Consider the following 17,281-nt stretch of genomic DNA (forward strand, 5'->3'; position numbering starts at 1 on the left):
ATATGTAACTTTTGTTACTGCACAGTCATTACATGAACTGTACTTTGCACTAACAAATATTTAAACAACTATGGAAATACTTGGCTATGTTAGCGCCTTAGTTATTGGAATCTCACTTGGTCTTATTGGCGGCGGCGGCTCTATATTAGCAGTTCCTGTACTCGCATATTTATTTTCAGTAAACGAAAAAGTGGCTACTGCATATTCTCTATTTATTGTTGGCACAAGTGCTTTTGTTGGTGGACTCAAACAACATTTAAAAGGATTTGTTGACTGGCGTACCGCAATCGTTTTCGGAATTCCGGCAATAATAGGTGTTACACTAGTTCGTTACTATGTTGTTCCTGCTTTACCAGATGTATTATTTACAGTTGGCACTTTCAACTTTACACGGCGAATGGGAATGTTTGGTTTATTTGCCATACTAATGATTCCAGCTGCATTTTCTATGCTAAAAGAACGCAAACAAAAAATAGCATCAGGAACAATTCAATACAATTATCCATTAATATTAATTGAAGGATTAGTTGTTGGCGCAGTTACAGGAATGATTGGTGCTGGCGGCGGATTTCTTATTATTCCTGCATTAGTTTTATTAGCAAATGTAGACATGAAAGTTGCCGTTGGAACTTCTTTAATCATCATTGCATTTAAATCTCTATTAGGCTTCTTTTTGGGCGATGCATTAACCATGAAAATTGATTGGCAATTCTTAGCGATATTCACTAGTATTTCACTCATTGGAATCTTTATTGGAAGTTATTTAGGGAATTTTATCGACGGAAAAAAACTCAAAAAAGGTTTTGGCTATTTCATCTTTATTATGGCAATCTTCATCTTCTATATGGAGTTTTTTGTAAAACAATAACAACCTCTTAGTTACATAGTTATCATTTACATCGTAGTTGAAAAGCATGTGAACTTCTTCATTCTTTCACTAAATATTTATAACATCCATGAAGCAATAAATATCTTCAAAAAAAGAGTTTATCTGTAACTCTAGTTACTGTGTACAAACTTGTCTCTTCGTAATTTTATATCAAATTAAAATTACACATTATGAACATAGAACAAATATATACAGGTTGCCTTGCTCAAGGCGCATATTACATAGAAAATAACGGTGAAGTAGCTATTATTGATCCATTACGAGAAGTACAACCATATCTCGACAAAGCACAACAGCAAAATGCTTCTATAAAATATATTTTTGAAACGCATTTTCATGCAGATTTTGTCAGCGGACATGTAACGCTTGCTAAAAAAACTGGCGCTCCTATTGTTTATGGACCAAACGCAAAACCTTCGTTTAAAGCAATAATTGCAGAAGACAATCAAGAGTTTCGTTTAGGAGACATTACTATTATTGCATTACATACGCCAGGTCATACAATGGAAAGCACTTCATATCTATTACGTGATAAAAATGGAAAAAATCATGCGTTATTTAGTGGTGACACTTTGTTTTTAGGAGATGTTGGAAGACCAGATTTAGCTCAAAAGATAGGTGAAATAACTGTAGAAGATTTAGCAAGTCATTTATATGATAGCTTACGCGAAAAAATAATGCCCTTAGCAGATGATGTGATTGTATATCCTGCGCATGGTGCTGGCTCTGCTTGTGGGAAAAACATGATGAAAGAAACGATTGACACACTTGGAAACCAAAAGAAAGTCAATTATGCATTAAGATCAGATATGACACGAGCAGAATTTATCAAAGAAGTGACTGATGGCTTATTACCACCGCCAAATTATTTCCCTGAAAATGTAAGGCTCAACAAAGAAGGTTATGATGACATATCAGAAATTATAAAACGTGGTACAACATCTTTATCTCCAACAGAATTTGAAGTTATTGCTAACGATACAAATGCAATCGTTTTAGATGTTCGTCATCAGGATGATTTTGTAAAAGGGCACATTCCGCGTTCAATTTTCATAGGACTAGACGGAAGTTTTGCTCCTTGGGTTGGCGCGTTAATTGCAGATATTCAACAACCAATTCTATTAATAACTCCTAAAGGTCGTGAAGAAGAAGCAGTCACACGATTATCGAGAGTAGGTTTTGATCATACACTTGGTTATTTACAAGGCGGATTTGATACTTGGAAAAAAGCTTCTAAAGAATATGATACAATGAGTTCGGTCGCAGCCGAAAAATTCAATGAAGATTTTCATGACGAACTCCCAATTTTTGATGTGCGAAAAGAAAGTGAATTCAATGCAGAACATATTCTGAATGCAAAAAACACACCTTTGGATTACATCAATAATCACCTTGCTGAATTTCCAAAAGAGAAAACATTCTACCTGCATTGTGCTGGCGGATATAGAAGTGTTATTGCTGCTTCAATTATAAAAAGTAGAGGCATTCATAATGTTATCAATGTAGAAGGCGGTTTTAAGGCTATCAAAGAAACTAAAATTCCTGTTTCAGAATTTGCCTGTCCTTCAAGTTTATAAATTTAGGTATACATACACTAAAAAGAATACTTTTTAAGCTGTTTTTTTAGTGTATGTAACCAAAGTTACTTTATCAAAGAAAGAACAACATTATTTTTACGACTGAGATACTATCTTAAACCTAAAATATGTCTTTTATAAACACTTTATTTGGCAAAAAAGCCGCGTCTTCAGACACTATAGAAATTTTAGATGCCACAGCATTTAAAGAGGCTATTACAGTTGAAAAGGTACAATTAGCAGATGTCCGAACAGGATTAGAATACAAAGGTGGACACATTGAAAATGCTGTAAATATTGACTTTTTTGATCGTGCCAACTTCAATGAAAACTTTGCAGGGTTTGACAGAGAAAGACCTGTATATTTATATTGTCGTTCAGGAAATCGAAGCCAACGAACTGCGAAGAAATTACTCAAAATAGGTTTTAAAAAAATATATGATCTCAAAGGTGGTTTTAAAGCTTGGAAGTAATATTACTTTGATAAAACTAGCGTAGTCATACTTCGTAAATCGTTCACATTTGTGCTTTTTACATTTTCTAAGAATGAAAGTTGATGTGTTTCCATGAGTTCATTTAACAAACTACGAGTTAATAAGAAACGTTTGGATTCATCAGGCAAAAAATAAACTCCTTCTTGCAAAAGCGTTCCTCTACCTTCAACACCAATATCAGAAGTCATGCGTATAAATAAACTTCCTCCTTTTTTTAATACACGAACCAACTCAGAAAACATTGCTTTAAAATGTATTTCGCTTTGCGCGAAATGTAACACGGCATTACACAAAATATGATCAAAAGTATTGCCTGAAAACGATATTTTTTCTAATGCAGCAACCTTGAAATTCTTAGACAATTTTGGATAACGCATTTGAAGATTTTCAATATATGTCTCGTTTGTATCAATTGCATAAAATGTAAAACCACTTTCGTGGAAATAGTGCAAGTTTCGTCCAGTTCCACAACCTGCATCTAAAATAAGATCGTTCGTTTGATAACGACCTTTTAAAATTTGATCGATCAAATAAATATCTGCATTCCCTAAAATTTCGGTTAATACCTGCTGTTTCATCTCATAAAAAATTTAAACCAAGATATCATTTTTATATCGACAAAAATAATTCCTTTTGCGTTATAAATACTTCTCAAAAAAACAGACCTTATTCATTAAAATTCACTATTTTATATAGTATAATATACGTAAAAAATAATTATTAAAAAAATGTTTTATGTAACTCAAATCGCCTGTAAATCTGGGCTTTGTAATGTATCTTTGTAATATCAAAACTCTCCTTTATGGATACAGAAATTCTTGCTCGAATCCAATTTGCCTTCACTATTGCATTTCATTACATTTATCCACCTTTAAGTATCGGCTTAGGACTTTTAATGGTCATTTTTGAAAGCGCTTACATGCGTACCAAAAACAAGCAATACCATATTTTAGCAAAGTTCTGGACAAAAATCTTTGCGCTTACTTTTGGTATTGGTGTTGTCACCGGAATAGTCATGGAATTCGAATTCGGAACCAACTGGGCGGTTTATTCACGATATGTTGGTGATGTCTTTGGAAGTGCTTTAGCAGCAGAAGGAATTTTTGCTTTTGCCTTAGAAAGTGGATTTCTTGGAGTTTTATTATTCGGTTGGAATCGTGTTAAACCTTGGGTACATTTAGTATCAACTATTGGTGTATTTCTAGGCTCTATGTTTTCTGCTGTTTGGATTGTTGTTGCAAACAGTTGGCAACAAACACCTGCAGGTTATCATATTGTTGGCGAAGGATTGAATGCACGTGCTGAAATCACAGATTTTTGGGCAATGGTTTTTAATCCATCAAGTGTAGATAGAATATCACATGTGTGGCTTGGCGCATTGTTGGCTGGTGCTTTCTTAGTGTTAAGTGTACATGCGTATTATATAATTAAAAATAAATTTGTAGAAATATCAAAACCTGCTTTTAAAATTGCATTGACAGTTGCAGCAATATTTTCATTAGCGCAATTGTTTACAGGACACAGATCTGCAGATGGAGTTGCCGTGAATCAACCTGCAAAGCTAGCCGCTATGGAAGGACATTTTGAAGCAAGTGCGCCCGCAGACATGTACTTGTTTGGTTGGGTTGATAAAGAATCGCAAGAAGTTACAGGTATAAAAATTCCTGGCGGACTTTCGTTCTTATTACACTATGATACAGAAGCTCCTGTAACAGGTTTAAATGCTTTTCCGGAAGAAGACAGACCTGGACAAATTAACGCTGTATTTCAGTTTTATCATATTATGATTGCAATTGGAATGATGCTGATTGCTTTATCACTATACGGTGTGTTTTTATGGTGGAAAGGAAAACTCTTTGAAAAAAAGTGGGTACTGTGGACGTTTGTTTTTGCTGCAATTTTACCACAAATTGCGAATCAAACAGGATGGTTTGCAGCCGAAATGGGACGACAACCTTGGGTTGTATATGGGCATTTACGAACCAATCAAGCGTTTTCACAAGCAGTTACTGATAATCAAATATTGTTTTCGTTGATTCTATTCTTGATTGTGTATAGCATGTTATTCTTACTGTTCATTTATCTTCTGAATAAAAAAATTCAACACGGACCATATGAAACTTCAGAAGATGAAGAAAATGACAGACCTTTAACTAAAGAAATCACACAAGTAGTAACAGGAAATTAGATATGGAAACTTTTTTAGGCTTAGATTATCCCACATGGTGGTTTTTAGTAATTGGAGGTTTATTCTCTGGTTATGCAATTTTAGACGGTTTCGATTTTGGAGCTGGCGCTTGGCATTTGTTTTTCAAAAAAGATCATAGTAGACGTATTGCTATGAATGCCGTTGGACCTGTTTGGGATGGAAACGAGGTTTGGCTTGTTATTGGTGGTGGCGCCTTATTTGCTGGTTTCCCTGTAATGTACGCAACGTTTCTTTCAGGAATGTACATTCCGTTTATGTTGTTTTTAGTCTTCTTAATTCTCAGAGGAATTTCTATAGAAGTTCGTGGAAAAGAAGAATGGACTTGGTGGCGAACAATGTTTGATGTTATTTATAGTGTTTCGAGTATTATGCTAGCATTTTTACTTGGAGTTGTTCTCGGAAATGTATTGCAAGGAATCGCAGTTGGTGAAAACTATCAATATCAAGGTGCAGGATTTTTTGAGTTCCTAAATCCATACTCACTACTTACAGGTTTTACAACTTTGTTTCTATTTATGACACATGGTGCGATTTATTTATTATTAAAAACTGAAGGAAGATTATTTGCAAAATTGACCATTTTGATGAAAAAAGGAATGATATTATTTATGGTATTTTTTGGAATTACAACCTTATACACTTTATTATACATTCCACACTTATCAGATGATTTTAAAGCAAATCCAATTTTATTTATAGCGCCATTAATTACATTTTTATCTATTGCCAATGTACCACGATTAGCAAATAAAAAAAGATACAAACGCGCGTTTATTTTTTCAACAATTACAATTGCTTCCATGCTAGTTTTAGTTGCCATAGAATTGTATCCAACTTTATTATTTTCAACAGTAGATGCCAAATACAATATTGACATTTATAATGCGGCTTCTTCACAGAATTCTATGAAAAACATGTTAATTATTGTTGCCATTGGAACGCCGTTAGTATTAGGCTACACTTATTTCGTATATCGAACATTTAGAGGAAAAGTACTGTTAGATGAAACCAGTTATTGATTAAAACCTGCTTTACAATTATTTTTTATGCCTTTGTGATTAAAGTTAGTAGTCGTTATGTTGAATTTAAAAAATATACGATCTCATAGACGAAGTGATTTTTCACAATACTAAACAGATATTATCTCAAATAGATACTATATTATCCTAATTATGTAATATTTTTTCTTTTTTGGAATAAATTTTAAGATTTCACTATCTTCCACTTTGTATGGAAAAAATTGCTCAAATAGATAGTTCTTTTATAAATTCTAATACTTCATTTAAAGAATTAATCAGCACAATACAACAAGCTTTCGCATCTAAAAACACTATTGTTCCACTAAGACATCATCACGATTTCCCGAATCCTAAGATGAATACTGATACTACATTATTGTTAATGCCTGCATGGAATCCTAGTAAAGATGCAGGTGTGAAAATTGTTACGGTTAGTCCAGAAAACAGTCAGTTTGATTTACCTTCTATTAATGGAACTTATATTTATTTAGACGCAACCAAAGGAACAATCAAAGCTATTTTTGAAGCTAAGAGTTTAACTGCCAAACGTACAGCAGCAGCTTCTGCTTTGGCTTCATCATATCTATCAAAAAAAGATGCTTCATCTTTACTTATGATTGGCACAGGTGCATTATCTACAAACTTAATTTTGGCTCATGCTTCTGTACGACCTATTAAAGAAGTATTTGTTTGGGGAAGAAACTATGCAAAAGCAGCATCCATTTGCGAAGAATTAAAAAATGAACGCTTTACTATTTTGCCTATAAAAACAATTGAAGAAAAAATCTCAGATGTAGCTATTATTTCGTGTGCAACTTTATCTAAAACGCCACTTGTTTTAGGCAAAAATCTTCGCGCTGGTCAGCATATTGATTTAGTAGGTGCATACCGAACTGACATGAGAGAGTCTGATGATTTGGCAATACAAAAGGCTTCAGTTTTTGTAGATACTTTTCAAGGTGGATTAAAAGAAAGTGGAGATATTGTTCAACCATTACAAGCCAAAATCCTAAAAGAAGAAGATATCAAAGCAGATTTATTTGAACTATGTGCTAATGAAAAAACAGGAAGATTGTCTGACACTGAGATTACATTGTTTAAATCTGTTGGACATGCTTTGGAAGATTTAGCTGCAGCTACTTATTATTTTAAAAAATTCTCAAATGTCTAAAAAAACGTATCAAACTATTTTAAAAAACACTGATTTTAAACCACCAGAAAATTGGTTGCAAATTAAAACCATTGACATGCATACTGGAGGCGAGCCATTACGCGTAATTGTGGATGGTTTTCCTGAATTACAAGGAAACTCAGTATTGGAATATAGAAGGTATTGTAAAGAGCATTATGATCATTTGCGTACTGCACTTATGTTTGAACCTCGCGGTCATGCAGATATGTACGGTTGTATACTAACGCCTCCAAACGATGATGAAGGTGATTTTGGAATTCTTTTTTTACATAATGAAGGATATTCGACCATGTGTGGTCATGCTATTATCGCTATATCTACATTGGTTGCAGAAATGAATTGGATTGATATCAAAGAAGGAGAAAATATTTTAAAAATTGATGCGCCATGTGGTCGTATTACTTCATATATTCAAATACAAAATAACAACGTTGTAGGCGTGAAATTTCATTGCGTACCAAGCTTTGTCGTTGGACTTGATAGAACTGTAGAAATTGACGAACTTGGAACAATAACGTATGATCTAGCTTATGGTGGAGCATTTTATGCATATGTAGATATGGCTAAAAATAATTTTGATTTCGATCTTTCTTCTGATTCATACCGTAAGTTAATATCTAATGGAATGATTATTAAAAATGCGGTTATGGAACAAGACAAGGAAATTCTTCATCCGTTTGAAAACGACTTAAGTTTTTTATACGGTACTATATTTATAGATAATAACAAACAAGCATCTGGAAATAATAGTAAGAATGTATGTGTTTTTGCAGAAGGAGAAGTTGATCGCTGTCCAACTGGATCAGGCGTTTCTGGAAGAATGGCTATCCATAAAAAAAGAAACGAAATAGACTATGGAGAAACCATGACAATTGAAAGTATTACTGGATCTATTTTTAAAGGATCAATAGTTACGGAAAAAGAGTATGGACCTTATGCTGCAGTGATTCCGCAAGTAGAAGGAACAGCACATATCACAGGAATTCAAACTTTTATAATTGATCCTAATGATCCGATGAAAGATGGGTTTATTTTTAGATAGGCTTGCATTTAGTTTTCAACCATAAAACTTCTTGCTCGTTCAAATGTGGAGAAAGTTTTGTTACTACTTGTTGATGATAAGTGTTTAACCATTCTTTTTCAGTAATAGTTAGCATACGCACATCTATCAATTGTACATCAATGTAACATAGCGTTAGTGGTATAAATTCGAGAAACTTTCCGAAATCAGTTTCTGTAGCAATTTTTGATATTACAATATTTTCAACTCTAATACCAAATTCATCGGTTACATAGCAACCAGGTTCAATAGTAGTTAATTGATTTGGAAGATGTTCTGTAGTTCCTCGAGATGTAGTAGCACCCGTAGCAAAACCTTGTTCTGGCTCATGCACCATACCAAAACTTCCTATTCCATGACCAGTTCCGTGTGAATAATTAAGTCCATTTTTCCATAAATGCATTCGGGCAAAAGCGTCTAGTTGTACTCCAATAGTTCCTAACGGAAATTGAAGTTGTTCTAATTCAATATATCCTTTTAAGACCGAAGTGTATACTGTTCTAATTTTTTGTGGCACTTCGCCTCCTAGCCATAATGTTCTCGTAATATCTGTTGTACCATTTTTGTATTGCGCTCCACTATCAATCAGTATAATTCCATTTTGAGAAACCATTGCTGATCCTTTTTCGGGAGCAGTATAATGAATGATTGCTCCATTTCCTTTATATCCCACAATGGCAGCAAAAGATTCTCCTACATAATGATCTTGAAGTTTTCGAAAACTTTCTAGCTTTTGCCCTATTTCATACTCAGAAATAGTACGTTGTTTTAACTCTTCTTCTAACCATATAAAAAATTGAGTAAGCGCTACTCCATCCTTTATCATACATTCTTTTGCTCCTTCAATTTCAATATTATTTTTTATAGCTTTTAACTCTTTTACTATTGAATTTTGAAACACCCATTTTCCGAGAGAACTTTTAAAAATTGCATAATTCATTGAACTTGCATCCGCAATAATCGTTTTATCCTTTGTAATTACTGGCAATTCATCAAAAGCAGCAGCATAGTTTTCAACTATAATATCTAACATCGAAAGTGTTTCTATTGCTTCTTTTGAGAAACGATTTTTATCACAAAACAACAATGTTTTAGTCTTTCCAACAAAAGCATAAGCAGTTACCAAAGGTGTAAAATCTACATCTTGAGAGCGAATGTTAAAAAGCCAAGCAATTTCATCTAATGCAGAAAAAAAGTAATAATCAGCAGTATGCTTGCTTATTTCGTATTGTACTTTTTTTAGTTTAGATGCTGTTGATTCTCCACTAAACTCTAGTGGATGCATAACAACTGGAAAGTTTGGTAAATTGGGTCTGTCTTTCCAAATTTCACCTGCAAAATCTTTTTGATGCTGTAATTGAATATTTTTAGGTTCGGCATGTGCGATTAAATAATCGATCTGAGATTTAGAAAATTGACAAAAATCCAATCCAATTACTGCATTTTCAGGCAATATATCACATAGCCAAGGAATATGTTCTGGCGCATGCGGAATAGATTGTTTATGTAACATTACTTCAGTATCCTTACATTCAAATTCTACTTGCAAAAAATAACGTGAATCTGTCCACAATGCTGCATCTACAGAAGTAATTACTAACGTTCCTGCTGATCCTGTAAAGCCCGAAAAATAAGCTCGCAACTTCCAATGATCTGCTACATATTCGGATTGATGTGGATCTGCTGATGGAATAATTACAGCATCTAACTGTTTTAATTCCATATAATTCCTTAGTAAGTCTATTGGTTGCTTCATTGCTTAGATTTTCATGTTTCAAACTACCAGTTTATTAACTAAAAACAAAGTTTTTTAACGCTGTTTTTCTCTCTCTGTAACCAAAGTTACTTTAGAAACAATTTGATTTTCTTTTTTTTGTTGAAAATGATAAAGTATGGAATGGTTTTATGAACCTTGGCCGTGGTATGTTTCGGGTTTTATGATTGCATTGGTTATGTTTTTATTAATCATGATTGGAAAGAACTTTGGAATGTCTGGAAATCTCAGAACAATTTGTAGTATTTGCGGCGGTGGATGTAAAACAGCTTTTTTTCGGTTTGATTGGAAAGCACAACGTTGGAATTTGGTTGTTGTCTCAGGCGCAATTATTGGTGGATTTATTGCAAATCAATTTTTAACAATTGATACTTCTGTCGCGTTAAACCCAAAAACGATTACTAGTTTACAGCAACTAGGTTTTGAAAACGTTGGAGAAACGTATGTACCTGAACAATTATTTTCTACAAGTGTTTTTTCAGATATAAAAAACCTTGTATTGCTAGTAATTGGAGGTTTTTTCGTTGGTTTTGGTGCTCGTTATGCTGGTGGTTGTACTTCTGGACATGCCATTTCTGGATTGAGTGATTTACAATTATCCTCTTTAATTTCTGTGATAGGCTTCTTCATTGGTGGCTTGATCATGATTCATTTAATTTTCCCTTTACTTTTTTAAACTATGAAAAGAACACTTATTTATTTATTGATAGGAATTGTATTCGGAATTACCATGTTTAAATCAGAAGCAGCTTCTTGGTATCGTATTTATGAAATGTTCCGATTTGATTCATTTCACATGTATGGAATTATAGGAACTGCATTATTTTTAGGAGTTATTGGTATTCAATTAATTAAACATTTCAAGATAAAATCATTTTATGGTGAGCCGATTACGTTTCCACCAAAACAAAAAAGCTTCGCCCGTTATGCTTTTGGCGGAATATTGTTTGGTTTCGGTTGGGCTTTAGCTGGCGCATGTCCTGGACCTATGTTTACACTTATAGGCGCTGGGTATTCTCCAATTATTATTACAATTCTCGCTTCACTTTTAGGAACATTTGTGTATGGTTTATTGAAAGATAAATTGCCGCATTAAATAGGTTTAAAGTTTTATTCGAAAGATAGAATACTATAAAAGAAAAGCATTCGTTTCTTAGTTAGATTATCAAATAACCTACGCATGAAACAAACTTTACTTCTTCTCTTTTTGATTATACATACTATTGGTTTCACACAAAATCAAGAAACTTTTAAGGTACTAATTGATGCAAATGTTGAGAATGCTAATGACCCTAACGAACAAGAAATTATAGCACTTTGGACTGCATATTTACAATCTGGCGAATATGAAAATGCAGAAACTACTTATTGGGATACAAGTCAACATAGAATTCCCGATAATTTTTTGTGGATGGTTAACATCAAAACAGTACGTACTAGAACTCCAAAAGTTCAATGTACAATACTTGGTGTATTTGCTGTGGAAAACGGTCATTATGCAATAAAAACTTCTTTAGCACATTTAGATGAAGAAAATAAAATTGTATTGGAAGCTATTCTTTCAGTATACGCCAAAAAAGTGAATGGCAAATATTTGTTGGTAAATAGTTCGCAGTATCACGAAGATATTTGGCAACAAAAACAAATAGGTACTATAAGTTATTATATACATCCAATGCATCAATTTGATGAAAAGGATGCTGCTAGAATGAACGTCTTTAATGAAGAAATTGCAAAGATATTTAAAACCAACCCTATTCCATTTGATTATTTTCTGAGTAGTTATTCTAGAGAAATTGTTCGTTTGTTAGGATACGACTATATGTCTAAAATTTACATTCCCGGGCAAACTGGTGGCGTGGCAGATATACGTAATCGCACTGTGTATGCAGGAAATAATTCAGCATATTATGCGCACGAATTAGTTCATATTTACACACACGAACTTTTCCCTGATGCAAATCATTTTTGGTTAAATGAAGGTTTTGCAACTTATATGGGCGGAAGCGGCGGCAATGATTTAGATTGGCATATTAAAAAACTAAAAGCATATATTTTGAAGAATCCAGATTTTGAGATTTCATTATCTGAATTACGTGGTTATATTCCAAATGGTGAACATCATACAGAATTCCGCTATGTTATTGGCGGTCTTATCTGCAAAAAAGTATTTGAAAAACATGAAATGAAAGGAATCATTGACGGTTTACGAACTGTTGACACCGATGAAGATTTCTTTAATTTTGTCAAAGAAAAATTAGGCATAAGCCAAAAGGACTTTTCAAACTATATAAAGAAAATTGCTGTTGAATAAAGTTTCAAAACTACAACTATCTTCTAAGAAGTCTAAAACTATATCAGCTTCTGAGATTTTGCTTTTTGTACCGCTTCCATTTTGTTATGAACTTTGAGTTTACGATACGTATTTTCAACATGTTTCCGAATGGTTCCTGAAGATATAAATAGATTTTCTGCAATTTCGTTATAATTCAACCCTTTACTCAATTGCAATAAAACATCCGTTTCACGCTTGGTCAATTTTACTTTCTCAATAGCTTCATCTTCTGTAATTGTTAGTGGATTTCGGAGTAAATTCAATGCTTTTAATGCGATACTTGGTGACATTGGCGCGCCATTATTGACAACTTCTAAGATAGATTTATGAATGTTTTCTGCGTTGATTTCTTTTAGTAAATAACCATCAGCACCAGCTTGAATCGCTTTGAATATATTTTCTTCATCATCAAAAACCGTCAACATAATAATTTTGATTTGCGGATGTTTTTCTTTGATAATTTCTGTTGCTTTTATTCCATCCATTTCTGGCATTTGAATGTCCATCAAAATCACATCAATATTATGATTTGCTTCTAACTTTCCAATCATTTCTGCGCCATTTGCAGCTTTAAACTTGAATATAAAATCATCAAAAAATGATAGTTTTTCTATCACGGCTTTCGCCAAAAAATGATTGTCTTCTGCAATGGCTATTTTAAGTTTCATGGTTGTATTTTATTTTTAAAATATATCTCAAATGTGCTCGATATGACAATTGTTTTTATTAAAATTTAGATGTGATATTTTACTGTAATTGTTGTTCCTTTTTTAAGCTCGGAATCAATATCAATATGTGCGTTTATTTCATCCATTCGCTTTTGCATATTGTACAATCCGTTTCCAAGTTGAACTGTTTCTTTTTCAAACCCGATTCCGTCATCTTGAATTTTTAATAACAATACGTTTTCGTTTTCTGAAAAATCAACTTTTACAACTGTTGACTTCGCATATTTTAATGCATTATTTACAGCTTCTTGAATGACTCTGAATAAATGCATTCCTTGAATTGCTGTAAACACAACTGGCGTTTTCACATCACTATTAAATTCAAACTTCACATTTTGCTTAGCTACTTTTGCTTTTTCAATAAATGCCAGCGTTCTACTTTGCAAATCGATAATTGAGATTTCATCTTTATTCATTGCCCAAATCGTATCGCGCAATTGATCAATAGTTGCTGACGTAAATTCGCTGATGTAACTCAGTTTGTCCTTAAATTCATTTGAAGTTTCTTTGGAAGCATATTTTAAGTTATCAATTGATGAAATGATAAATGATAATTGTGCACCAATATTATCATGTAAATCACGTGAAATTCGCAAACGTTGTTCTTGTAATTTATTTTGTGTTTCTATTTCTTTCAATGTAACTTTTAACTGATTCTCTTTCACTAATTGTCTATTTTTCAGCTTTTGCTGATTGTAAAATAGATAACCTAAAACAAAGATTAACAATGCCAATCCTAACGCGCCATATATTTGATATTGACGATCTTTTAATAATAATTCTTTATCCTTAAGTGCTAGATTTTGTTTGAAGATTTCACGTTCTTTTTCAGCAGTTTTATATTTGGTTCGCATTTCCGAAATACCATCTGCAAAACGCTTGTTATATTGTGTTATTGCTAAGCCATAAATTGAATCTCCTAGTTCATTTGCTACTTCATACCTTTCTGTCTTCACCAGCATTTTTTTCTTCTCTCCATACGCGTATAATAGTAAAGGAATATCGTTACTATTTTTGTATATTTCAACGGCTTTATTGAATGCTATTTCAGCTTGTTTGCGTTGCTTACGCTCAAAAAGCAAGTTTCCTTTTTTTATGAGTGCAAAACCTTCTTCTAGTAGGTTTTCTCCTTTTTTAGCAAAGTAAATTGAACTGTCTAATAACTGAATTGCGCGTTCTTTATCTCCAAGCTGATTTTCACTCTCGGCAAATAAGCTATAGTTAGAAGCTAATTTACCATAATCCATATTTTTTTGATTAATGGAAATCGCTTTTTTAAATCGTTGATTCGCGTCTTGAAATAAAGAATTGTCTTTTTGTTGCATGCCCAATTCAATATTCATTGCGCCTACCTTTTCGAGTGCTATTACGGCTAAATCTTCACTAACATATTGCTCATTCTCCAAGATTTCCAACATTATTTCCTTGGTATCTTCTCGCCTATTTACATAGTAATAACAGTTTCCTATTTTATAACGTCCACGATAGTAATTTTTGTAATCTTTTTGTAACCTAAAAAACTCCGTAGCATTTAGCAATACTTTCATTGCTTCATCTGATTGCGTCATGCGTATTAAAACGGAACCACGAACTAAATCGGCTCTGTAATTATAAGATGAATCTTGAATTTTGGGAAGTAATGCATCTAACTTTTTCAAGTAGACTTGCATGGAGTCGAGTTCGCGTATTTCGTTGAAAACGTTACTTTTTCGTTCATATTCTTCAAATAATAAAATGGCTTCTTTTTTGGCTTCCGCCGAAATAGACACTGCATTTTGCGCAACAAGTACCACAGAAAATAATAGTAAGAATATAAGTATGCGTTGTTTCATCTTTATAAAGATAGAAAAGTTTTTGATTGATTTGTTTTGCATGATTTTATCACACTAACAATATTCTCTCTTTTTTGATGATTTTCCTATACGATGAGTTGCGTATATTTTTTGAATTGAAAGATTTAATGATTAAAAAAGTGAAACTTAAAAATGATTACTCCTTTTCTTTAAAACCATACCTGATTAAAGAAATGGTCGCTATTAACACAAAAATAAAAGCAGCAAAACCGCCAATTAAGCTTCTAATTATTGAGAATAATATTCCTATAATCAAAGCTAAACCTATAAAAATGAAAAAATTCTTTATCGCTTTTAAATGTAACATACATAATATGTAGACAATTTAGAAGAAAAGTTACAAGAAAACGCCATTTCGAACTTGATTTAGTATAATGGAATTGACCGTTACTATTACTTTTTAGCACATAGTTTTTTAAACAGAAAATCTATCAAAATTGAAAAAGTTACATAGTATAAAATGTATTTTGGCGCGTATAAAAAACCAAAGAATGCGCCATAACTTTCGCGTCCGCTTACGTATGGTTCGCCAATAGAAGCATCAATCCAAAGTGTAGTGAGTATTAGTCCAAAAATAAACATAAACGGAATTAAGAATGCGCCAATAAATGCAGGTGTAGAAAATTTATGTTTTGGATATTTTTTTCGGTAACGAAACATTTGCCACACATGATATAATACAATGAAACTTATTAAAATGATTGCCAACCAAAATGATTCTATTTTCATAAGAAATTTGGTAAAACCACCTAAAGTTGGTATTCGGGTAATTTGTAATACATCTACTGGTAATTTATCAAATGTATAGCTAGAAACTCCATTGACCTCACCACTTTTTGGTGCTCCAACATTCATAAAAACAGCATCTTTTACTTTACTTGCATCTATTGTAACATTTAATGTTCCGAATGATTTCCAGTATTTTGCAGGTGCTAACGCATAACGAAAACTGTCTTCGTTGAGTCGGTTGTGTTTGTAACGCCAATTGGTTGCCGTATACGTAACTTTTATAGTATGATTTCCTTCTGAAAGATCGGTTTCAAAGTATAAGAAATCATTTAGATAGATCCGATCATTTCTTCCATATTTGAATTGATTTTCAATTTCAGAAACTGCTTTTCTATCGTTATTGTATAAATAATGAAAGTTGGTTAGTTTTTCTTTTTCAGGTCCATATGCATTCCAAAAATCTTCTTGTCGCGCTAGTGTAACTTCTTTTCCGTCAATGGTTACTTTGAAGTTTTCATAGTACGAAGATGCATAGAATAGTAACGGAATTTGTGTACCGCTTTTTTCTGCATGAATGTCATATTCGACCACAAAATCAGCATATTCAAAGTTTTCATCAATGGTTATGTGTAAGTTTTCATGTAAGATGTTCACATATTGACTGATGAAAGGTCGCGTACCAAATGTTCCTTCATTGACTGGAGAAGCCATGTTTGCATTGAGCAATAATGAATTTAATATGCAGATTAAGAAGAGTTTGATTCGCATAACGTTTATTTAAACTATAATATGAGGAATTATTTTAAGTATTTAAAAGATTGCCAAACTTTAGAAATGCTTAGTTTGTCTTTGAAATCTTCGTGAGTTGCTATGTTTTGATCGTCTCTTGCTGCCATTAACATAACAATATGCGTGTTTCCGTATGGATTTGGTTTGGCGATAACATTAAAAAGATATCTTCCCACAAATAAATCACTGAGTCCTTCTTTCATCGTTCCAACTGTTTGAAGTGAAAGATATTCTTTACCATCAAAATTTAAGATTCCAATGTTATCATCTTCTAATTCATATCCTCCACTTTTGAGCATGCTTCTAATTTGCTTCATGAAAGACAAACCATCTTTGTGTAATGACATTCCATCTAAAGAAACGTATCCAAAAGAGTACATTTCGGTAACGATACTATCTTTTCCAATTTCTTGAATCATTCCGTATGAATATGTCTTTTTGCCTTCTACAGGTTTTTCAAGCTTTAACGTTTTAGGAATGTCTACCGTAAAATGAACTTCTGGTTTGTCTATTTTTTTGGCAAATTCAGGAGTTACTTCATAGGTTTCTACTTCTACTTTAGTTTCACATTGCACAAAACAAAATTGTACAAAAAGAGCGAATGCAATTAGTTTGATCTTATTCATTGGTAAC

General features: G+C 32.8%; 16 protein-coding genes. 10 read left to right on the plus strand and 6 right to left on the minus strand.

Going from position 1 to position 17,281, the window contains the following annotated elements; translation table 11 throughout:
• The first annotated feature begins 70 nt into the window (after positions 1-70).
• The 3 genes from ACUUYC_RS03390 (at position 71) to ACUUYC_RS03400 (ending at position 2,939) form a co-directional block, all read left to right on the plus strand.
• A complete protein-coding gene (locus ACUUYC_RS03390) occupies positions 71-868 on the plus strand; it encodes a sulfite exporter TauE/SafE family protein (protein WP_474263850.1) in 798 nt (265 codons plus the stop codon).
• A gap of 191 nt (positions 869-1,059) precedes the next feature.
• Positions 1,060-2,466, plus strand: a complete 1,407-nt coding sequence (locus ACUUYC_RS03395; RefSeq protein WP_474263852.1) for an MBL fold metallo-hydrolase — start codon at positions 1,060-1,062, stop codon at positions 2,464-2,466.
• Between the two features lie 128 nt (positions 2,467-2,594).
• Entirely contained in the window at positions 2,595-2,939 is a 345-nt protein-coding gene (locus ACUUYC_RS03400; protein WP_474263854.1) for a rhodanese-like domain-containing protein, read from the plus strand.
• A gap of 2 nt (positions 2,940-2,941) precedes the next feature.
• Here the strand turns inward: ACUUYC_RS03400 and ACUUYC_RS03405 are convergent, their stop codons facing one another.
• Positions 2,942-3,538: a class I SAM-dependent methyltransferase gene (locus tag ACUUYC_RS03405; RefSeq protein WP_474263856.1), complete on the minus strand. Its 597-nt coding sequence runs from the start codon at positions 3,536-3,538 to the stop codon at positions 2,942-2,944.
• Between the two features lie 224 nt (positions 3,539-3,762).
• Here ACUUYC_RS03405 and ACUUYC_RS03410 point away from each other — a divergent pair, with 224 nt between their 5' ends.
• The 4 genes from ACUUYC_RS03410 to ACUUYC_RS03425 all read left to right on the plus strand — a co-directional run bounded on the left by ACUUYC_RS03410 (position 3,763) and on the right by ACUUYC_RS03425 (position 8,422).
• Positions 3,763-5,148, plus strand: a complete 1,386-nt coding sequence (locus ACUUYC_RS03410) for a cytochrome ubiquinol oxidase subunit I (protein ID WP_474263858.1) — start codon at positions 3,763-3,765, stop codon at positions 5,146-5,148.
• Positions 5,149-5,150: 2 nt separating this feature from the next.
• Positions 5,151-6,188, plus strand: coding sequence for a cytochrome d ubiquinol oxidase subunit II (gene cydB / locus ACUUYC_RS03415; protein WP_474263860.1), 1,038 nt, complete (start codon positions 5,151-5,153; stop codon positions 6,186-6,188).
• Between the two features lie 211 nt (positions 6,189-6,399).
• Positions 6,400-7,359, plus strand: coding sequence for a bifunctional Delta(1)-pyrroline-2-carboxylate/Delta(1)-piperideine-2-carboxylate reductase (gene lhpI / locus ACUUYC_RS03420; RefSeq protein WP_474263862.1), 960 nt, complete (start codon positions 6,400-6,402; stop codon positions 7,357-7,359).
• Entirely contained in the window at positions 7,352-8,422 is a 1,071-nt protein-coding gene (locus tag ACUUYC_RS03425) for a proline racemase family protein (RefSeq protein WP_474263864.1), read from the plus strand. The genes lhpI and ACUUYC_RS03425 overlap by 8 nt, the downstream gene beginning before the upstream one ends.
• Here the strand turns inward: ACUUYC_RS03425 and ACUUYC_RS03430 are convergent.
• Positions 8,415-10,196: an aminopeptidase P family protein gene (locus ACUUYC_RS03430; RefSeq protein ID WP_474263866.1), complete on the minus strand. Its 1,782-nt coding sequence runs from the start codon at positions 10,194-10,196 to the stop codon at positions 8,415-8,417. The two genes, ACUUYC_RS03425 and ACUUYC_RS03430, sit on opposite strands and share 8 nt — an antisense overlap.
• Before the next feature lie 136 nt (positions 10,197-10,332).
• Between ACUUYC_RS03430 and ACUUYC_RS03435 the strand changes: the two genes are divergently transcribed.
• The 3 genes from ACUUYC_RS03435 (at position 10,333) to ACUUYC_RS03445 (ending at position 12,528) form a co-directional block, all read left to right on the plus strand.
• The gene (locus ACUUYC_RS03435; protein WP_474263868.1) at positions 10,333-10,890 is read left to right on the plus strand and encodes a YeeE/YedE family protein; all 558 of its coding nucleotides are present in this window, start codon (positions 10,333-10,335) and stop codon (positions 10,888-10,890) included.
• Positions 10,891-10,893: 3 nt separating this feature from the next.
• On the plus strand, positions 10,894-11,310 hold the full coding sequence (locus tag ACUUYC_RS03440; RefSeq protein ID WP_474263870.1) for a YeeE/YedE family protein: 417 nt from the start codon (positions 10,894-10,896) through the stop codon (positions 11,308-11,310).
• Positions 11,311-11,394: 84 nt separating this feature from the next.
• Positions 11,395-12,528 (plus strand): hypothetical protein, encoded by a 1,134-nt coding sequence (locus ACUUYC_RS03445; protein ID WP_474263872.1) that lies wholly within the window; start codon positions 11,395-11,397, stop codon positions 12,526-12,528.
• A gap of 38 nt (positions 12,529-12,566) precedes the next feature.
• On the opposite strand, the gene ACUUYC_RS03450 is transcribed toward ACUUYC_RS03445, so the two are convergent.
• The 4 genes from ACUUYC_RS03450 to ACUUYC_RS03465 all read right to left on the minus strand — a co-directional run bounded on the left by ACUUYC_RS03450 (position 12,567) and on the right by ACUUYC_RS03465 (position 17,274).
• Complete coding sequence (locus ACUUYC_RS03450; protein WP_474263874.1) at positions 12,567-13,217, minus strand: response regulator; 651 nt, start codon at positions 13,215-13,217, stop codon at positions 12,567-12,569.
• 65 nt (positions 13,218-13,282) lie between these two features.
• Positions 13,283-15,151, minus strand: a complete 1,869-nt coding sequence (locus ACUUYC_RS03455) for an ATP-binding protein (protein WP_474263876.1) — start codon at positions 15,149-15,151, stop codon at positions 13,283-13,285.
• A gap of 372 nt (positions 15,152-15,523) precedes the next feature.
• Positions 15,524-16,627, minus strand: a complete 1,104-nt coding sequence (locus ACUUYC_RS03460) for a hypothetical protein (protein ID WP_474263878.1) — start codon at positions 16,625-16,627, stop codon at positions 15,524-15,526.
• Between the two features lie 29 nt (positions 16,628-16,656).
• Positions 16,657-17,274: a hypothetical protein gene (locus ACUUYC_RS03465; protein ID WP_474263880.1), complete on the minus strand. Its 618-nt coding sequence runs from the start codon at positions 17,272-17,274 to the stop codon at positions 16,657-16,659.
• Positions 17,275-17,281: the final 7 nt, after the last annotated feature.

The sequence above is a fragment of the Kordia sp. E genome, assembly GCF_056033805.1.